The sequence below is a fragment of the Mesorhizobium sp. WSM4837 genome, assembly GCF_055811435.1.
Map to the genome: position 1 here is coordinate 21,432 of NZ_JBVVQE010000063.1, position 18,896 is coordinate 40,327.

General features: G+C 60.6%; 16 protein-coding genes and 2 pseudogenes. 9 read left to right on the forward strand and 9 right to left on the reverse strand.

The genetic code is table 11. From position 1 onward, the window contains the following. Window position 1: 1 nt before the first annotated feature. From AC0L3D_RS28100 to AC0L3D_RS28140, 9 genes and pseudogenes are all read right to left on the reverse strand, one after another. Entirely contained in the window at window positions 2–751 is a 750-nt protein-coding gene (locus AC0L3D_RS28100) for an SDR family NAD(P)-dependent oxidoreductase (RefSeq protein ID WP_287229497.1), read from the reverse strand. A gap of 130 nt (window positions 752–881) precedes the next feature. Beyond that, a pseudogene (locus AC0L3D_RS28105) lies at window positions 882–986 on the reverse strand (MBL fold metallo-hydrolase); the annotation flags it as partial. 398 nt (window positions 987–1,384) lie between these two features. Continuing rightward, window positions 1,385–1,933: a type 1 glutamine amidotransferase family protein gene (locus AC0L3D_RS28110; protein WP_473646485.1), complete on the reverse strand. Its 549-nt coding sequence runs from the start codon at window positions 1,931–1,933 to the stop codon at window positions 1,385–1,387. A gap of 16 nt (window positions 1,934–1,949) precedes the next feature. Beyond that, window positions 1,950–2,114 (reverse strand): hypothetical protein, encoded by a 165-nt coding sequence (locus AC0L3D_RS28115; protein ID WP_473646493.1) that lies wholly within the window; start codon window positions 2,112–2,114, stop codon window positions 1,950–1,952. Then, entirely contained in the window at window positions 2,075–2,821 is a 747-nt protein-coding gene (locus AC0L3D_RS28120; protein ID WP_473646487.1) for a lysophospholipase, read from the reverse strand. The genes AC0L3D_RS28115 and AC0L3D_RS28120 overlap by 40 nt, the downstream gene beginning before the upstream one ends. Window positions 2,822–2,846: 25 nt before the next feature. Continuing rightward, entirely contained in the window at window positions 2,847–3,677 is an 831-nt protein-coding gene (locus tag AC0L3D_RS28125; RefSeq protein ID WP_287377996.1) for an alpha/beta fold hydrolase, read from the reverse strand. Window positions 3,678–3,823: 146 nt separating this feature from the next. Then, a complete protein-coding gene (locus AC0L3D_RS28130; protein WP_473630190.1) occupies window positions 3,824–4,798 on the reverse strand; it encodes an alpha/beta fold hydrolase in 975 nt (324 codons plus the stop codon). 76 nt (window positions 4,799–4,874) lie between these two features. Further along, window positions 4,875–7,604, reverse strand: coding sequence for an ATP-binding protein (locus tag AC0L3D_RS28135; RefSeq protein WP_473646488.1), 2,730 nt, complete (start codon window positions 7,602–7,604; stop codon window positions 4,875–4,877). Window positions 7,605–7,901: 297 nt separating this feature from the next. Beyond that, a complete protein-coding gene (locus AC0L3D_RS28140; protein WP_473480777.1) occupies window positions 7,902–8,069 on the reverse strand; it encodes a hypothetical protein in 168 nt (55 codons plus the stop codon). 339 nt (window positions 8,070–8,408) lie between these two features. Between AC0L3D_RS28140 and AC0L3D_RS28145 the strand changes: the two genes are divergently transcribed. The 9 genes and pseudogenes from AC0L3D_RS28145 to AC0L3D_RS28185 all read left to right on the forward strand — a co-directional run. Next, window positions 8,409–8,864: a hypothetical protein gene (locus AC0L3D_RS28145; protein WP_473630198.1), complete on the forward strand. Its 456-nt coding sequence runs from the start codon at window positions 8,409–8,411 to the stop codon at window positions 8,862–8,864. Beyond that, window positions 8,795–9,028, forward strand: a complete 234-nt coding sequence (locus AC0L3D_RS28150; RefSeq protein ID WP_473480923.1) for a helix-turn-helix domain-containing protein — start codon at window positions 8,795–8,797, stop codon at window positions 9,026–9,028. Before AC0L3D_RS28145 ends, AC0L3D_RS28150 begins: the two co-directional genes overlap by 70 nt. 917 nt (window positions 9,029–9,945) lie before the next feature. Continuing rightward, on the forward strand, window positions 9,946–11,532 hold the full coding sequence (locus AC0L3D_RS28155) for an adenylate/guanylate cyclase domain-containing protein (RefSeq protein ID WP_023798997.1): 1,587 nt from the start codon (window positions 9,946–9,948) through the stop codon (window positions 11,530–11,532). Window positions 11,533–11,853: 321 nt separating this feature from the next. Continuing rightward, window positions 11,854–15,255 carry an adenylate/guanylate cyclase domain-containing protein gene (locus AC0L3D_RS28160; protein WP_473646490.1) on the forward strand — a complete coding sequence of 1,134 codons (3,402 nt, stop codon included), beginning with the start codon at window positions 11,854–11,856 and terminating at the stop codon, window positions 15,253–15,255. A 32-nt stretch (window positions 15,256–15,287) separates the two neighbouring features. Continuing rightward, window positions 15,288–15,662 (forward strand): YybH family protein, encoded by a 375-nt coding sequence (locus AC0L3D_RS28165; RefSeq protein WP_023798999.1) that lies wholly within the window; start codon window positions 15,288–15,290, stop codon window positions 15,660–15,662. Window positions 15,663–16,732: 1,070 nt separating this feature from the next. Continuing rightward, complete coding sequence (locus AC0L3D_RS28170) at window positions 16,733–16,909, forward strand: hypothetical protein (protein ID WP_473646491.1); 177 nt, start codon at window positions 16,733–16,735, stop codon at window positions 16,907–16,909. A 520-nt stretch (window positions 16,910–17,429) separates the two neighbouring features. Further along, window positions 17,430–17,780 carry a hypothetical protein gene (locus AC0L3D_RS28175; RefSeq protein WP_473630194.1) on the forward strand — a complete coding sequence of 117 codons (351 nt, stop codon included), beginning with the start codon at window positions 17,430–17,432 and terminating at the stop codon, window positions 17,778–17,780. Between the two features lie 160 nt (window positions 17,781–17,940). Beyond that, window positions 17,941–18,315, forward strand: a complete 375-nt coding sequence (locus tag AC0L3D_RS28180; protein ID WP_023799003.1) for a PRC-barrel domain-containing protein — start codon at window positions 17,941–17,943, stop codon at window positions 18,313–18,315. Window positions 18,316–18,326: 11 nt separating this feature from the next. Next, a pseudogene (locus AC0L3D_RS28185) lies at window positions 18,327–18,544 on the forward strand (YciI family protein); the annotation flags it as partial. Window positions 18,545–18,896: the final 352 nt, after the last annotated feature.

An 18,896-nucleotide genomic window follows, 5' to 3' on the forward strand; every position in this document is an offset into this window, starting at 1 on the left:
CTCATACTTGCGCCATACCGCCATCGACAAAGAATTCGACGCCATTTACAAAGCTGCTTTCTTCCGACGCCAAGAAAAGCGCCGCTGCTGCGATTTCGTCCGGACGTCCCATGCGTCCCAGAGGAGTCTGGGCGATTAAAAACTCCGTCATCTGACGACCTTGTTCGAGATCAGGCGTTAAGCCGTGCAAACCCGGCGTCGAAGTCGCGCCCGGCGACAGGACGTTCACCCGGATCCCGGAACCTTTCAGATCGAGAATCCAGCTCCGGGCGAAGCTGCGAATCGCTGCTTTGCTCGCGCCGTAGACGCTGAAAGCAGGGGATCCGTGGCTTCCAGTAGTGGAACCGGTCAAAATAATCGAGCCACCGCCCTGCATCAGCGGCAATGCCTTCTGGACGGTAAACAGCGTGCCTTTAACGTTGACGCCGAAGGTTGTGTCGAAATGCGTCTCCGTAATCTCGCCCAGCGGCATGAACTCGCCAAGCCCGGCATTTGCGAAGAGGATGTCGATGCGGCCCTTCTGGGCCGTGACGGTCTCATACAGTCGGTCGAGGTCCTGAGCACTGGAAACATCGCTGCGAACGCCAGTGACGTTGTCACCTAACGACGCGACGGCTTTATCCAGTTCGGGCTGGCGCCGTCCCGTTATGAACACGTACGCGCCCTCCTCCATAAAGCGCTTTGCACTTGCCAGGCCGATACCGCTATTTCCGCCGGTAACGAGAGCGATCTTTCCGTCTAATTTTCCCATGATGGGTTCCAGTGCGCATGGCTGCGGAGGCAGCGGTTTAAAGTTTAACTGAAAGCTGCAGTGCTCCTCGCCGGGCTGGTCATACGCCCGCGTAAGCGAGCCTGGTGAAGAAGGCGGGATTCATGATGAACTGTCTCGGCGCCAGCCAACCTCCCGCCTCGGCGAAAATAGCCGAGGCTAGGCAGCACAGGCAGAAGCCGCGGCGAGACAAATTGATTGTATGCGCGGTGGGCATCGTGCTCTCCTACGCCATGTAGTCTCAGGCTAGAGGGCCTCGCCGGGAGCCTCACCCTTTGATGAAATCCAGGATGTCCTGGTTCAGCCGGTCCTTGTGGGTCGTCGGTTCCAACGTCGAAGAGGATCAGGTCCTTCTCGGTCCGGATCAGCGGAACGTTGCATTTCGCATCGATGGCGCCGCTGCTCCCGCCAAGCCGTTTCTCGATGTCGACCCATTCGGCAGACATCGCGTCCGGTGCGACGACCTCCGCCGGCAGCATAAAATGGCCGTCGCTCAGCACCGTGATGTTGAAGGAACCGTGGCGGAAGCGGTGGGGCGAGGCGGCCATGGCGCGCCATGGCCGCACTGAAGAGCAGCCGACAAACCCGGCGGCGCCGGCAAGGAAGGTGCGTCGATCAAGTCTCATGGCCCAATCTCCTGATCTCGAATTGTCTGGTGGCTGCAGCCAACAGCGCAGCGACGGCGGCAGACGGCGGCCAGGCTCCGTCGCCGAGGATGAGCAGGCCATCTCCCGCGCCCTTGGGGAGGATATCCAGCAGGCTCGGTAGAACGGCGATCGGCTTGCCTGCCTGCAGGAACTGAGCGATCAGCGCCGCGGCCGAGTTGCGATCAGCGTCGCGCCAGAGCGCGCCCGGCTCGCCGACGCAGAAACCGCCGTGAAAATCCTCCTCGAACAGCTCGCCGAATCTGAGCGTGTTGGCGAGATCGTCACGGGCGCGGCGGTCGGCCTGGAACCGCCTTGCAAGCTCGTCGGCTTCCGCTCCCAGTCGCGTGAAACGCGTGGGCCAGGGGTAGCCGCCGCACATCGACGCTACAAGCACCTCGGCGCCCGCATCCTGAAGCGCGTAGTAGACCCCCAGGAACAGCTCGAGCCCGACGTTGCCGGCTTCCGAGGACCGACTGAGCATGACGGCTATGCGAAGCGGCGCGCCCGTGGACGTCATCTCGGCCCCCTGACAATCACTCGACTCCGGCCAATGCCAACCGCACCGGCACGCGCGCGGCGATCCATCGCAGCACGTGGGCGATCACCTCCTTGCGGCCGAGATCGTTGAGCAGGTCGTGGAAGTGGCCCGGGTAGAGCTTCAGCGTCTTGTCGGCGGAGCCGGCGGTGTCGAAGAACAGCTGGCTGCCGGCAGGCTTGGTTGCTTGTCTGCCGTGCCGTGTAAGATCAAGACCGGCAGCGTGATCAGCGGAAAGTCGCGCTTCAGCCGCTCGTTTGCGCGAATCAGTGCTGCGACTGTGCTCGTCGGCTGGACCTCCTTATCGATCAACGGATCGTCGTTCATCGATGTCACAATCGCCGCATCGCGCGAAAAATCCTCGTTGTTCAGCCGCAGGACGTGAAAATGCGGCGCGACGTGGCTGAGCCCCTTGACGACCACGAGAGCGAAATCCGGCGCGTACACCTGGAACGCAAAGCTCTCGCATATGAATCCGGAGAGCTCGGCCTGATGGTCCAGCGCATAGGTGGTCGAGACCACGCCGCCTGCACTGTGGCCCAGCAGGAAGACAGACAATCCGGGCTCCCGCTGCTTGGCGAGCTGGATCAGCATCGATAGATCGTCGACATACTCAGTGACGTTCTCGACGAAAAACCGCTCGCCGTCGGACTTCCCGCGACCGCGCAAGTCGAGGGCGTAGACGGCGTGGCCGGCGGCGGCCATCTGCTCGGCGGCCCAGAAGTACTGGCCGCTATGTGAGTTAACGCCGTGGCAAATCGCCACGACCGCGCTCGGTCTGGACGCAGGGTGCCAAGAGCGCACGAAGATCCTTGGGCCGTCCGCGCGCTCCAGATATTCCTCCGCCATAGCGGTCGTGGTCGAGGTCATGGCAAGTCTCCTCTTTCGCTTGCGGTCAGCTCTTGATGAAGGCGAGCAGGTCCGCGTTGACGATGTCGGGATGCGTCGTGCACAGGCCATGCGGAAGACCGGCATAGGTCTTCAGCGTTCCGTTCCTGAGAAGCTTGGCGGACAGCGGAGCGGAGTCGGCGTACGGCACGATCTGATCGTCGTCGCCGTGCATGACGAGCACCGGAACATCGATCTTCTCCAGGTCGTCGGTGAAGTCGGTTTCCGAGAACGCCTTGATGCAATCGTAGTGCGCTTTGGCGCCGCCCATCATGCCCTGCCGCCACCAATTGTCGATGATGCCCTGCGAAACCTTCGCGCCCGGCCGGTTGAAACCGTAGAAGGGACCGGAGGGCACGTCGTAGTAAAATTGCGCCCGGTTCGCGACCAGCGCCGCGCGAAACCCGTCGAACACCTCGATCGGCAGGCCGCCCGGGTTCTTGGCGGATTTCACCATGATCGGCGGCACCGCGCCTATCAGCACCGCTTTGGCGACGCGACCCGATTTTGCGCGAGCTACGTAATGCGCGACCTCGCCGCCGCCGGTCGAATGGCCGATATGGACGGCATTCTTCAGGTCGAGCGCCTCGGCCAGTTCGGCAACGTCGGCCGCGTAGGTGTCCATCTCGTTGCCGGTGTCGGACTGTGTTGAGCGGCCGTGGCCGCGGCGATCATGCGCGATGACCCGGTAGCCGTTGTGCAGGAAGAACAGCATCTGGTTGTCCCAGTCGTCGGCGCTGAGCGGCCAGCCGTGATGGAAGACGATTGGCTGTGCGTCCTTCGAACCCCAGTCCTTATAGAAAATCTCGGTGCCGTCCTTCGTGGTGATGAAGCCCATGTTCTGTCGTCCTTCGCTGGGTTGAGTGGTGGATTCAGCGGAAATCGCCTGCGCCGCATATGCCGGCAGAAGGGTCGCCGCTCCGGCAGTGATGCCTGCTGCGAGCATCTCGCGGCGGGTGAGTTGGATCGGATGCAGGGTGGCGCTCACGGCTGTGACTCCTCGCCGAGGAAGCGAATGACCTCGTCGCCGAACTCGCGCGGGTACTGGAACAGGAAGGCGTGGCCGGAGTCCGGGTAGACGATCAGCCGCGCGTTCGGGATCGCCTGCGCCAGGGCGTAAGACTGGAGCGTTGGGATCATGACGTCTTCGTTCCCGTTCGCCACCAGCACCGGCTGGCGGATCGCCCCGACACGATTGAGAAGCGATGTTTCCGGCGTCCCTAGATCCCCTGCGGCGGCAAGCATTGCCTTCCAGGTTTTTTCGCTCACTAGCCTCGCAAATGAATCCTTGCGCTCCCGTAGCCGAGCGAGGTGCGCACGTCCGGCCGCCTGGCTGGTTTGCGTGTCCTTGAAAAAGAGGAAGAGGAAGTCGTCGTCTGTGTTTGTCGGCTTGGTGGCGACCTCAATCGCCATGGGATTCAGGTTTGCGCCCTCGACATAGCCCGCGCCGCTACCGGCGATGACCAGCCTGCGCACGAGGCCGGGCCGCTGGAGCGTCAGTTCCTGCGCGACGAGGCCGCCGAAGGAGAAGCCCAGCAGATCGACCTGCTTGAAACCCAGGCCGTCGATGAAGGCGCCGGCGTTCCTCGCCCAATCGGCCATGCGGAGAGGGGCCTCGCCGCCGGAGCGGGCCACGCCGATATTGTCGAATATGACGACGTATCGGCTTGCCGCGACATGATCGAGGAATGCCGGGTCCCATTCGTCCATCGTCCCGCGAAAGCGGTTGAGGAGAACCAGAGGCGTTCCGGACTGCGTCCCGAGCGTCCGGTAGGCGTAGGCGACGCCGTCGACGTCGAACGTTTTCGTCTCCACGCAGGCGGCGTCGCAGAACCCAGTCTGGCTGGGTTCTGCCGAGGTGGTCGGGTTGGCCGAGGTGATCAGGACGGCGAGCAGTGCAGTGCCGGCCAGACCGGCGACGACCGCTTGACGTAAGGATGTACTGCGGGTTGAAGTCATCGCTCTTTCCCTCTGCGCGCTTCGTTCGATGACGAGACAGTTGCGCAGTGGAGCGGCGTGAACCAGTTAATCGTTGCTAAACGGCGCTAACCAGCTTGTTTAGCGTTACCAGACTGGCCACCGAACGCGCCTCCAGGGCCAACGCGCCTTGATCTCGCGCCATTTCGATCGCGCGCTGGAGGAGCAGCCGGGCCTCAGTCGGGCGCGAGGCCTGTTCGGCAAGTATCTTGCCTTTCTGGTGCAGCAGTTCCGGGCAGTACCAAGCCTCGCCACTCGACCTGCAGCGCGCCAGAGCGTCGTCGAGCAGCGCCACGGCTTCCAGCTCCTGGCCAATCCTCGCCAGCCCGGAGGCGAGTATCGATTGGAAGACAGTGTGGTAAAGATAGAATCCCGCACGATCCAGCCGGTCGAGAGCTTCGCCGACGAGTGTGACGCCCGTTGCGGCGTCTCCGGTTCGAATCAGGATATCGCCCTCGAAACATTCGGCATAGGCATGCCAAACGTCGAGCGCGTGGTCGTGCGTGCGCCGATGCAGCATGTCCGTATAGCGCTCGGCGCGTGCGAGGTCACCGGCCATCAGCGACACCGGACAGGCGGCGTCCGACAGGGCGTGGCACAATGTGAGATTGTGGCCCGCGGCAAGAGCGGCGCTGACCATATCGTCGATCTCACGCAGGGCCTCTTCTGTTTTGCCGCGCAGCCACAGCAGACGCGCCAGAGTAATGCGGGCGGTGATGCGTTGATCGTATTGAAAGCGCGCCAGATGCGATCCGTTCGACGGCGGGCGATAGGCATCCAGCATGCGCCGAACATGGCTTTCCGCGGCTGGCTGATCGCCCAGCAGATGCAGTGCCCTTGCCTTCATCCTCTCACCGATCAACTGGTCCGAGACGTCTGCCGAACGCTCAGACAGCGCGCAGAACGCCTCGGCCCTTTCGAGCGCCGCTCGAGGTTCGCCGCCGTTTGTCCGATCGACCCACAGCGCCCAAAGCGCGCGCAGCTGGAAGTCGACATCATCGACCTTCTGGGCGATCTTGAATGAGCGCGTCCAGGCTTGCGCGCCGCCGGGCCGTCCTGAAATCGCGCGCATGTGCGGAAAGCCAAGGGCCGCATGAAGCCGCATCAGGCTTTGCTGATCGGCGTCGGGCTGTCGTTCGAGCCAATCCAGCGCTTGCCTTACCCGCAACAGGCATTCGTCGACCAGCGAAAGATGGTACCACAGCGGAATTGCCGCGACTATCATTGCAACGCCGGCCGCCGCGTCGCCGCCCGGCGAGAAGCACCAGTCGAGCGCAGCCCTGAGATTGCCGACGTCGCGGGCGAAGCCGTCCACCCAGCCGGCGTCCTGCTCATGCGGCGCGGCACATTCGAGCAGGCTCCGATAGTGGACTGCGTGGCGGCGCGAAGCGTCTTCCCGCGACACGGCGACCGAAAATTTCTCGGCTGCGTAGGCGCGAGTCATGTCAAGCAGGCGATAGCGCACCGGATAGGCATTGCGATCAACGACCACGAGCGACTTCGCGGCAAGGTCGATGATGCACTCTTCGACGTCGCCGCCACTTTCACCCGATACCACTGCGCGCGCCGCCGCCAGCGTAAAATCCTGATTGAACACCGAAAGCTGCGCGAGAGCGGCCTGCTGTGCCGGGGAAAGCAGGGAAAAGCTCCACTCCATCGTCGCGCGAAGCGTCTGGTGGCGTGGCAGAGCCGTGCGTCGTCCACGCGTCAGGATGTCGAAATTAGACCGCAGCGATTCCGCAACGCCGGCAATGCCGAACGTATCAACGCGCCCCGCAGCCAGTTCGATAGCGAGCACGATGCCATCGAGGCGGCGGCAGATATCGGCCACCACCGGGGCGTCGGCGTCGCTCAAAGAATAGCCTCCAAGGCTTGCCGAAGCGCGCTCGACGAACAGCTGGACCGCAGCAAAATCCAGTGCCCTTGCCGCATCCAGCTTCTCGTCCGGCCCCGGGCAGTCCAGCGGCGGCAAGCGCAGAACCCATTCGGGCGCGACCCGAAGCGGCTCCCTGCTGGTCGCCAGGATCGTCACGTGCCGCGTCCTGGTGATCAGTTCCTCGGCGATCGCCGCGACTTCGTCGATGAGGTGCTCGCAGCAGTCGAGGACGAGGAGCATCGAGCGATGACTAAGCTTGTTCGCCAGCTCAGCGAGCGGATCGGTCGAGGCGAGCACTAAGCCCGCTGCGGTGGCGATCAGCTCGGTGATCAGCGCTCCAGTGGCAAGCCCGGAGAAATCGACGAACGCCGTGCCGTCCGAATAACCATCATCCAGGCGTTGAGCAAGAGCGAGCGCTACTGTCGTCTTTCCAATGCCTCCCGGACCGACGAGGGTGAGCAGCCTTTGCTCGGGCAGCTGCCCCTCGAGCTGATCGAGAACCGCCTCTCTCCCGATGATCCGGTTGGCCAGCCGGGGTAGCGGCAGTCGGGCTATCGTGGGTTGCTGGCCATCGGCCCGCGTCGGCGACTCCTTGCGCGTGACCGGCGCCACGAAGCTGTAGCCGCGATTTGGAATGTTCGAGATATATTGCTGCGCCTCGGGGCCGTCGCCGAGAATCTTGCGCAGCGACGTGATGTGGACGCGCAGGTTGTTTTCCTCGACGAACATGTTTCGCCAGACCTGGGAGACGAGCTCGTCTTTGGAAACGATCTCTCCGGCGCGCGACACCAGGACGATGAGGATATCCAAAGCGCGGCTGCCAATCCTCAGCCTTTCGTCGCCCCGCATAAGCAGGCGCTCGGCCGGCACCAGCGTAAACGAACCAAAGGAGAGTGCGGCGCCCGGTGTCACATTCCAAACCTAGTGGGTGCAACGAAGTTTCAGATTTCCACGAGAAGCAGGTCTGTGTGAAGCTATACCTTGGATTCATGACTTGCACGCCTCGGTTCCAACGTTCGCTTCGGCCCCGACTCTGACGGTCGGCAACGCGCCTGATTCCCGCCATTTGCCCACTTGTGGCGGCTTCCTGAAAGCGGACGTTCAAATTAGTTCACGGCTACGTCTAAATCCCTCCGTCCTCGCGGCAGAACGCGACAGTTGGGGACACGGCGCATGTCGATCCCCTACACGACCCTTTTCGGTCGAATTCTAGGGGAGCTGCGCGTCCATGAGGTTCAGGCGGTCGAAGAAGACGCGGTTGCGACGCTTGGCATCGGCAAGAAGCCGGCCGTAGTCGATGACCTCGAAATAGATCCCGAAGGTCCGGTGATAGCCGTAATAGGAGCGCTGGTCCGGCGTAGGCATCGCGTCCGACATCTTCAGCTCGGCGTGCATGCTCGGCGTGATGTCGCAGACGACGTAAGCGAAAGCGGGTATCTTGTCCCCCGCAACCGAGAACTCGTGAGATGTGCCTTAAGTTAACTGTGTCGGCGCCACGACGAATAGAACGAAAGCGCCGATATGGCCGCTTGCCAAGTTCGCCGAGACCAACCCGGCCTAGGTTTGACCTTGCCGCATGCGCGCAGCGAGACCTTTCTCGCTAGCATTTTTGTCGGGGGCTGGAGCGACGGCGATCTTTGGTGCGATGAGCGGCATTTGAGACGGACAAGCACACCGTCGGGTGGTTTGGGGATTTTTGATCTAAGGCAATCGTGGGTGGCTGATCTCGCAGAGCCGTTTGCGGCGCTGCACGTTTATATGCCAATGCGAGCCCTCAATGAACTCACCGACGAACTTCGCGTGCCGGCCATCGAGCAGCTAGTCTGTACGTTACAGCCTCCGCCGCGCGACGAGGTACTGCTTCATTTGGTCAGTGCTCTGCTACCCGCGATTTCAAAACCCTGGGAAGCGAATGCCCTGTTCGCAGATTACGTCTTCGTTGCGATCCGGATGCATCTCGCTCGAACCTATGGCGGCCTGAAAACGCCTTCAGAGAAGGCTACCAGAGGTTTAGCTCCATGGCGGGAAGGCGAACAAAGGAACTACTCTTGGACAGCATCCAGTCCGATCGGTCTCTGGCGGATTTGGCCGATGCATGCGGTTTGTCAGCAAGGCATTTTACGCGGGCGTTCAAGGCAACAACTGGGCAACCGCCCCATCGTTGGTTGTTGAAACGGCGCGTGGAGCTCGCCAAGGATCTTCTGGAGACAACGGATGAGAGTATCGCAATGATCGGACTTGCCTGCGGGTTCGCTGACCAGAGCCATCTGACCCGTGTTTTTCGAGCGAATGTAGGAACCACCCCGAGTGCCTGGCGACGTAAACGCCGGCACTAAACAGGGTGATTTTGTCCGCCACCACGACTCAGCGAGGTGGACTACTAGCTGTCGTTGCTATGGAGGCTGTCGGTCCGAGGTGGATGAGAGATTGTGTTGGGACATACCAACCCTTCTCCAGTAGTGGCGGATGCCTTCGGATGCAGCGGTCAACGATCACGGTCATTGCCATTGAAAGGGCGAAATTCGGCCTGTCGCATAAATTCTGTCTACACTTTGTGACTTGGAAGCCGGCAAAGGTCACCTGCGATAGTAAAAAAGCGGGGGTAAGCGGTGCAACTTTTGCCGATGCTGGGATTGGCTCTGCTTGGCGCCGGAGCAGGGTTAGCGTGGTTGTTCAGCAAGTTCTTGTCGCAAGTCTCAGGGCCAGCCTGGGATCGGCGCCATGAGCAGCACTGATCAGCTATGTCGGCGGAACGCTGACGATGATCCTCGTCATCTTACTGATGCAAGAGCCTTGGACATTGACAAGCGGCGTCGCGAAAAGCTCGTGGCCTCGTTGGCGCCGGCGTGTTCGGGGTCATCTACATCGTTCTGGCGATTGTCCTGATACCGAAGCTAGGGCCGCGACCGTTGTGGCGCTGATCGTCGCCGGACAGTTGCTGGCGTACTTGGCATCGTTTGCTTGTTCGCTAACCCAGTGTCCGGTTTCGGGGGGAGCGTCACCGCTCTGGACGACCGACATAGAGCGAGCGCAAAGCTGCCCTCCCCAACGCCGGTAATGAAGGTCTCGAATGGGTCAGTTCACGTCGATGCATGGGGGGCGCCTGAATGTCCGCTTCTCACATTCCAGGCCTCGAAGCCGCAAGTCCGCTTCCGGCCCCATCGTGTTCTCACCGAGCCACTGGCGCTGGTAGCGAGCCGCGAATGAAGGTATAGTTCAGGTATTGGATTACGGGTGGGCGGTAACCTGGACAATGGCTGGATTGCGTGAACAGATTGCGCGTGAGCAACGCACCATGGGACCGCTCCTGGTTGCGGCAGTGGTCGTCGGCCTTATAGGTCTGCCCGTCGCAGCCTGGCTCGACCTCCGAGATCTGTCGGAACGCATGCTGCGCACGCAAGCCAGCGAAATCAGCCGGATCATCGACGACATGCGCGGATTCTACGGCAGCGACGTCGTGGGACGGGTCCTGAAAGCAGACGGCGCCGTGACCGCGACGCACAATTACAGGGACGTGCCAGGTGCGATCCCTATCCCAGCAACCCTCTCAATCGAACTCGGCAAGCGCATCAGCGCTCACGACGGGTCCGTCAAATATCGCTTCGTCTCGGACCTACCTTTCAAAGGCCGCGAGCCCCACCAGCTAGACACATTCGAGCGCAACGCAATCTCTGCCTTTCGCGCCAATCCAAGTGAGCCCATCATCGAAGCCTCGGGTTCGCTGCTTGACCGACACGTTCGCGCGGCGGCTCCCGTAGTAATGGGACAAGTCTGCGTCAACTGCCATAACTCGCACCCGGACAGCCCCAAGACAGACTGGAAGGTGGGGGATGTCCGAGGTATCCAGGAGATATCGGTCGCCCAGCCAATCGGGGCCAACGTCCTCTCTTTCAAGTATCTGCTTCTGTATTTCGGCTTCGCAGCTGCGGCGGGTCTAACGTTCATTTTCCTGCAGCGTCGGCAGTCCGCCTTGGTTCACGGCATGAACACGGAACTCGCCGAGGCAAACGACTTTCTCGCCGCAATTTCATTGAAGATCGCCAAATATCTCTCGCCTCAAATTTATAAAAGCATCTTCAGCGGCCAAAAGGACGTGACTATCGCGACCGAGCGCAAGAAGCTCACAATCTTTTTCTCAGATATCAAAGATTTCACCGCGATCGCGGAACGGCTCCAGCCTGAGGACCTCACGGCACTCCTCAACGAGTACTTCACCGAGATGTCAATGATCGCGCTCAAGCACGAGGCTACGGTCGACAAGTTCATCGGCGACGCACTTCTTGTGTTCTTCGGAGACCCCGAGACAAAGGGTGTCGAGGAGGACGCGAGGGCCTGCTTGCGCATGGCTGTCGACATGCAGCGCCGGCTAGAGCAGCTGAACAGGTTGTGGCGTGATCGAGGAATTGAGCAGCCGTTCCGAGCTCGCATGGGCATCAACACGGGCTATTGCAATGTCGGCAACTTCGGCTCCGATGATCGCATGGACTACACGATCATCGGGGCCGAAGCGAACCTAGCGGCCCGCCTGCAATCGATTGCCGAACCTGGCGGCATCTGCCTTAGCTATGAGACCTATGCGCTCGTGCGCGACCTTGTCCGAGCGCGTCCGTTGGCGCCGATCGCCATGAAGGGGATCAGTCGGGAGGTTGTCCCCTATGAAGTCGAGGGCCTCCTTGGTGAACTGGCACAGCGCCCTCAGGTCATCAGCGAGCACGCGACTGGCCTCGACCTGTTCCTCGATGTCGAAGCGATCGACGAGAACGGGGTCGAACGGGCAAAGAAACGTCTTTCGGAGGCGCTCCTGGCCTTAACCGCCCGAAGCAAGCCCGCTACTTTTTAGCAGGGTCCTTGAACGTCCGGTTCTGCCGCTACAGAGCCGTTTCGGAAACGCACCCTCGACCCGAAGCAGACTCCCGTAGTGGAGCCATGGATGACCGCTTCGCGCCTAATTTCGGCCGTAGAGTGCGACTTTGCCACTGCCCATAAGCAGACATCGGCGGGGAACACGCTGCAGGCCGCGGTTGCGCCAATTGGCGGCGTTTTGCGGGGTTCTCACCGAATGTCAGGCCTTCGACACACGAACTCGCGTGTTATCGCGATGCCTTTGTGATATGTTTCCTGCCCCACCGAAGCGAGGCCAAATGGCTGCGGAGGGAGCCCAATGAATATCGCAGTTTGGCTCAGAGGTTTAGGCCTGGAGCAGTACATTTTGGCTTTCGACGAAAACGCGATTGATGCCGAAATACTGCCGCGCCTCACCGCCGAGGACTTGAAAGAAATCGGGGTTGCCGCGCTTGCCCACCGCAAGCGCATCCTGGAGGCAATTGCCGCGATGCAAGGAGAGCCGGCGTTAGAGCCGGCGAAACCAGCTTCAGCCTCACCAATCCGAACGTCGGCTTCGGTTGACCGCTCCGGCGAACCTGGACGGCCTCGCGAGGCAGAACGGCGTCAATTGACGGTCATGTTCGTGGATCTCGTCGGTTCTACCGCGCTTGCGACGCGGCTTGACCCTGAGGAGATGCGCGACCTCTTAAGGAAGTTTCAGAATACTGTCGCTGGCGAAGTCGTTCGCTATGAGGGGCACGTCGCCAAGCTTATGGGCGACGGAGTATTGGCCTATTTCGGTTGGCCGCAGGCACACGAGGACGAGGCCGAGCGCGCTGTTCGCGCGGCGCTTGCGGTGGTCGCTGCCGTAGCCGACTTGTCTTTGGATGACGGGCAGCAACTTTCGGTCCGGGTCGGCATTGCAACTGGCGTCGTAGTCGTGGGCGACCTGATTGGTGTAGGTGCCGCGCAAGAGAATGCAGTCGTGGGCGAGACCCCTAATCTTGCAGCTCGGCTCCAAACTTTGGCCGAGCCGGGAACGGTAGTCATCTCGGAGCTTACCTATAGACTTATCGGAAAGCTGTTCGAGGTGACCAGAATCCGGCCGCAGCGGTTGCCAGGCTTCGACGCGCCCATAAACGCATTCAAGGTGATTGGAGAGGGACGCGCCGAGAGTCGTTTCGAAGCACTTCACGCAGCCGAAGCTGCGCCGCTTACAGGGCGGGAACATGACATCGCCCTGCTCCTCGATCGGTGGCGGCTTGCCGCTTCCGGGGAAGGCCAAGTTGTCGAGCTATTCGGCGAGGCTGGCATAGGCAAGTCCCGCATTCTGCAAGAACTGCTGGAGCGCCTAAAAGACGAGGCACACACGCGACTGCGGTATTACTGCTCGCCTTATCACCTCGAAACCGCCCTCTATCCTGTGACGGATCAGTTGCTCCGGGCCGGGAACATCAAGCGGACGGACCCGCCCGAGCGTCAGCTTGATTTTCTTGAGCAACTGCTCGCCGGTTCGACAAAGAACCCCAATGAGGCGATACCACTAATCGCGGCATTGCTGTCGATCCCGACCGAGGGACACTATCCCAAGCTCGACCTGATGGCGCAAAAACAGAAGTCTCGCACATTCGAGGTGCTGATCGAGCAGCTGGAGGCACTGGCCCGCAGCAAGCCGGTCCTGATGCAGCTTGAGGATGCGCATTATCTTGATCCGATGTCCGCCGAGCTCTTCGACCAAATCGCGGGCCGGATTCAACACTTGCCTATAATGCTGATTGCAACTTCGCGACCGGAAGGCGCAGTGCGCTGGGCTGGTCTTCCGCACGCGACTTTTTTGACCCTGAATCGGCTCAGCCGTTCCCAAGCGGCCTCTATCATTGCAGCGATGACGGGGGGCAAGCAGTTGCCAGCAACAGTGCTGGATCAGGTTCTGTCGAAGACCGAGGGCGTGCCGCTTTTCGTGGAAGAGTTGACGAAGGTGGTGCTTGAATCGGGCCTGCTTGAAGAGCGTGACGGCGAACTCGTGCTGGCGGGCCCACTGCCTCCGTTTGCCGTCCCGGCCACTCTGCACGACTCGCTGATGGCCCGGCTCGATCGGTTGGCTTCGGTCCGGGAGGTCGCGCAGATCGGGGCAGTGATCGGTCGCGAGTTCAAGCACGAGTTGCTTGCCGCAGCCGCTGGACTTCCTGATTTTGAGCTTGAGCGGGCAACGAACGAGCTAGTAGCGGCCGGCCTTGTTTTCCGCCGCGGCAGTAACAGCCAAGTAACTTACGTCTTCAAGCATGCGCTCGTGCGGGATGCGGCCTATAGCAGCCTCCTGCACAGCCGCCGCCAGCAGCTTCATGCCCGGATTGCGTCCATTCTCGAGGAACGCTTCCCCGAAATCGTAACCACAGAGCCCGAACTGCTTGCCCACCACTTTGGTCAGGCGGGCCTTGTGAAAAAGGCTGTCGAGTACAATGAACTCGCTGGTCGTCGGGCGCTTTCTCGCTCTGTCCTGACTGAGGCGCTCGCCAGATTCGACAACGCCCTAACCGGGCTTTCGGCGATGCCACCATCCGAAGAGCGTTCGCGGCGCGAACTTGCAACTCAGTTGGCGCTCGGCAGTACCCACGTTGCTGCGCACGGCTTCGCCGCACCTTCGACAGCGACCGCTTATGGTCGCGCGCGAGAGCTCTGTGAAGAGCTGAGCGATACACGTCAGCTCTTTCCGGTTCTTTACGGTCTATGTCTTTACCACCTCTATGCTGCCGAGTTGGCGGAGGCCCGCAGCGCAGCGGACCGCCTGCTTGAATTGGCGGAAGCGAGCAACGATTGTGGACTGTCGTTCTTTGCTCATCGGGCAGCTGGGGTCAGCGCGCTGCCTGCCGGCGAATTCGCCCGCGCCCGGGCACATCTCGAGCAGGCCTTGGCTCTCTACGATCCCCAGGAGCACAGATCGCCGGCGTTTGTTTACGCCTTCGACCCACGGGTCGTGTGCCTGGACTATCTCGCCCGCACATTGCTGCCGCTTGGGTTTCCTGATCAGGCTCTGGCGGCCAACAACGAGGCGGTTGCTGAAGCGCATCGTGTGGGTCATCGCAACAGCCTTGCTCTGCCATTATTCTTCGGCGGCGTCATTCGCCAGATCCTTGGCGATCGCGAAAGTGTCCGGGAATGCTGCGCAGAGTTGACCCGCATTGCCAGCGAAGCTGGATTCCGCTTTTGGCTTGCCGGCGCCACAATCTTGAGTGCTTGGACACTCGCTGAGGCGGGCGATGCCGATCGGGGTCGCCTGGAACTCCAACGAGGCCTTGTTGAGTGGCGTGCGACCGGCGCGGAATTCATGGTTCCTTATTTCATCGCTCTTCAGGCGCAGATCGAGGTCAGAGCCGGCGACCACAATGTTGCACTCCGTTTGCTTGAAGAAGCACATGCCAGGATCGAACGCACCGATGAACGATGGTTTGCAGCCGAGGTGCTACGCCTACAGGGCGAGGTGCTCCTGCAATCGGGGGAAGACGGAGTTGCACTCGCCGAAAATCGCCTTTCTGACGCGTTGGCGATTGCCCAGGCCCAGGGCGCGCGATTCTGGGAGCTGCGTGCTGCACTGAGCCTCGCGCGGGCCGACTGTCCCATTTCTGGTGCTCGCGAGCGGCTCGCACTCATCATTTCCGGGTTTACCGAGGGACAAACGTTGCCTGACCTGCAAGCCGCACGAGCACTCGCAACACCTGAAAACCTTCGGGCGGCCAATTAATAGAAATTGGCGACAGACAACGGAGGAACGCCATGGCACAACCGACCGAGAATATCCGCGACGTGCTTCAGAAGGCGAATGATGGCTGGAATTCGGCCTTCAATAGCGGCAATGCTGACGCAGTCGCCGCTCATTACACACCCGACGCGGTTGTATTGCCGTCCACCCTTGCCTTCATAAGGGGGACGAGCGCTATCAAAGACTTCTGGAAGGAATTGATCTCGGCTGGTGTGGGGAACCATGGCATCGAACTGGTAGATGCAGTGGCCGCCGGTGACATTGCCTACGCGACCGGGAAATGGTCGGCCGAAGGCGGCGAAACGCAGCGCTACGAAGGATCCATAGTCACAATCTTCCGACGCGAAACTGATGGATCGTGGAGAGTATGCCTCCACACTTGGAACTGATGCGCCGCTTCCTGGGGTTTACGAATGGACGATCTCGCCGACCGAGGCGGCAAGGATCCGTGGCATATTCACCTGCCGGACCACCAGCCGTTCTCGTTCGCCGGCCTCTGAGCGCATAACAAGAAACTCGGCATCACCAACTGCACGATCATCACGGCGCCGGCAGTCGAACCGGTGAGCCGATCCACTTGCACAGGAGCGCCCGCGATACCCATCAACGCTCCGTCTTTCTGCAACTTAGCGTCGTGCGCGTGGGCTGCATCTCGAACGGCCACTGCGGGTCGTATCCCTCACGGTCTCCATATCCAATCGTCACGAATTTTTGCACAGTCGTTCCCTTCAGGTTCTTGGTGAACCGCGGAGCCTTGCTCGCAAGGCATGCATCTTGGTGGCATGAAGCGCAACTCAGATCGGCACTCTCCGGGCGGCCTTCACTTGGCCCTGAGAGAGCTGCCACCCGTCTTTGCAGCTTGCGACGACGCGTTTGAAACAGAGTTACCAATTGGGTTTCAGCAGCGTCCGCGGTAGCGAATGGCCGATTCTCCCATCCTCGATCTGAAACCGGACCGACTGGATTCGGCCCCCAAGCTGCCGGCCGGCAAACGGCCCAAGCGAGCCGTAGAGTAGTCGGACTGCATCGCGCCCGAAATCGGACATTGAGATCAGCATTGCCCCTTCCTGAAAGCCGACATCCCAAGAAGGGTCGTGGTTGCGCCACTACCGGTCATTCGCAGCGCGCCTCGTTAGCTGACCTTCAGCCACCGGCCGGAGTCGACCCCCTTTTGCGGACACTGGTTGTCATCCGGACGGACATCACCGCGTCCATCTTGCCCACCTGGACCGGGGCCTGAGCTTGGCGGCATGGCGGAGTTGCTCCCAATTGATCGCATTTTCGACTATCCGGCCATCTTGGCATTCCGTCGAACGCGTTCATCGACGCACCCATTTCCTTCGTTCACGCGTGAGATGTGCGATCGATTTCATTTCAGAGCCGGCCATGCTTATTTTCCTTGGCTACTGGAACTTTCAGTGAGAGCGCATGTTGGTTTCCCAGCTATGGGAGAGAAACCATGAACAAGGATGAAGTGAAGCGCTCTGCGAAAAGCGGCGAAGTGAAGGCAAAGCCTGGCAAACCGGCTGGTGACAAGAAAATGAGTGCCGGCGGAACTGCCGGCAAGCTTGACGAAAGCACCAAGAAGGGCCTTGGGAAGACCGAGGACAAGATCAAGGCTCGTCTCAAGGGTTGATCAGACGTCAGGGCCGCAACCGTATCGCGGCCCTGCTGCCTAGACCCTTACATTCGCATCGTTGACGGTCACCGACCGCAGCACCTACACAGCCTGTTCTCACCCGCATCAGTGACTTCAGGCTTGTCGGTCATTTGCCGCTTGCCAAGTTCACGGAACTCGCGACCTTGTTCGGCGGCGATGCCGGTTTCCCGCACCAAGCCTTGGATATGCATTAAGGTCGGACTTAGAGCGCTAAACAACTCTGCCGGTTGGGACGTCAACGGCCGATTCTGCACAACCGATCTGTCTGAAACTGCCGTTTAGAACTTCACCTGGCGGCATCGATTTCGCGACCTCTTCCGGTCGCGACGTGCAACTCTACCAACCTCCGGCGACAGTGAAAATCGTCTCTTGTGCGGCTACTGAAGAGGCGATTCTTCAAAACGGAACATCCCTACATTGTCGCAGTTTACATTAGTGTAAGGTAAACAAGAGAACCGGGCCATGGGGCCGAACCCTGCTGGTTTTCTCGGCGCTAATGTTCTCCTTCGCTCAGGCGCAGGAATGGCAGCAGTTCGGCATCGAAAGGTTTGGGTTTGTTTTCGACGTGCCGCCCGAGTTCGAACTGTTGCATCGTTCAAAGGACGGCGGTGGCGCGGCCTTCCAATCCCCCGACGGAGCCCTCCTCGCCGTCTGGGGCACCGACGTCGCCGAAAGCGACTTCCTGCCTCAGGTCAAGAAACAGATCAGTCAGGACGAAAAAGAAGGCTGGAAATTCATCTATCGGCGGCTGACGCGTGAATGGGCAAGTTACTCGGGGATCAAAGACGACCAGATCCGATATGTCAGAGGCATAACGGTTGCGGCGATCGCGCCGCCATGTTTCTGATGGACTACAGCATGGAGCAAAAAGTTGCCTACGATCCGGTCGTCACCCGGATGGTTCGCTCGCTCAAGCCAGAAGATTGCTGACGGCTGGTCCGCACAATCCTTGGAACTTCGAGGGCACGGACCCGTTTTTGCTCCATACCGACGGGAAGGAGCAAATCATGACAAACCAGGACCCCGACATTCGTGAGACCCACGATCTTATCGCCAGCGACATGGTCGTCGGCACCAACGTCTATGACATCCAGGGAAATCACATCGGGCAGGTCGAAAGGCTGATCCTCGAGAAGAGGGGCGGCAGGGTATCCTATGCCGTTCTCAGCTTTGGTGGTTTTCTTGGAATTGGCGACGACTACTATCCGCTGCCGTGGCAGAAGCTCGACTATGACGAGAGCCTTGCAGGCTTCCGCATTGACATCACGAAGGAGCAAGTTGAAGGCGCTCCGCGCTATGCCCGCGACCAGGATTTCGACTGGAATGCCGAGAGTGGCCGCCGCGTTTACGACTACTACGGCGTCCGACCGTATTGGGTGTAGCGAAGCCTCTATTGCGCGTTCGTGCCGGCAAGGCGAGTTGGACCGACGGGCCCTTCGCAGAGACCAAGGAGCATCTGGGTGGCTTCCTGCTCATCGAGCGAAGAACCTTGCGGAGGCGATGGAGATCGCGGAGCGGGACTCGCTCGCTCGGATGGGGGCGATCGAGGTGCGCGAGACCATTCGAAATGCCCCGGCTACTTCCACCAGCCGCAAACGTCCGCTTCCGTGACGCCAATAGGCGGCCGGAATGGCCGATTCGGGTCATGCGCGCTGGTTGGGCCCGAATGTCCGGTCTGAAAGTAAAATCGGTCCCGGAAGGTCCGGTCAGGGTCAGGTCACGACGATGCCCACACCAACCTGAATGTCCGATCTTGAATATTCGCAGCCCAAAGCTGCCGGTCTGCTCTCGGCCCATAGCAGTCGGTCCGCAATGCGCCTCATGTCGGCCGTTGAGGTGATCTCTACTGTTGCCCAATAGCAGACGTTGCCGGAGACTATCCTGGAAATCGTGCTTGCGGACATTCCGGCCGTTCAGCTTCAGTCGACGGCCAAAGGAGGCTTTTCCCGGCGGCGGAATGACA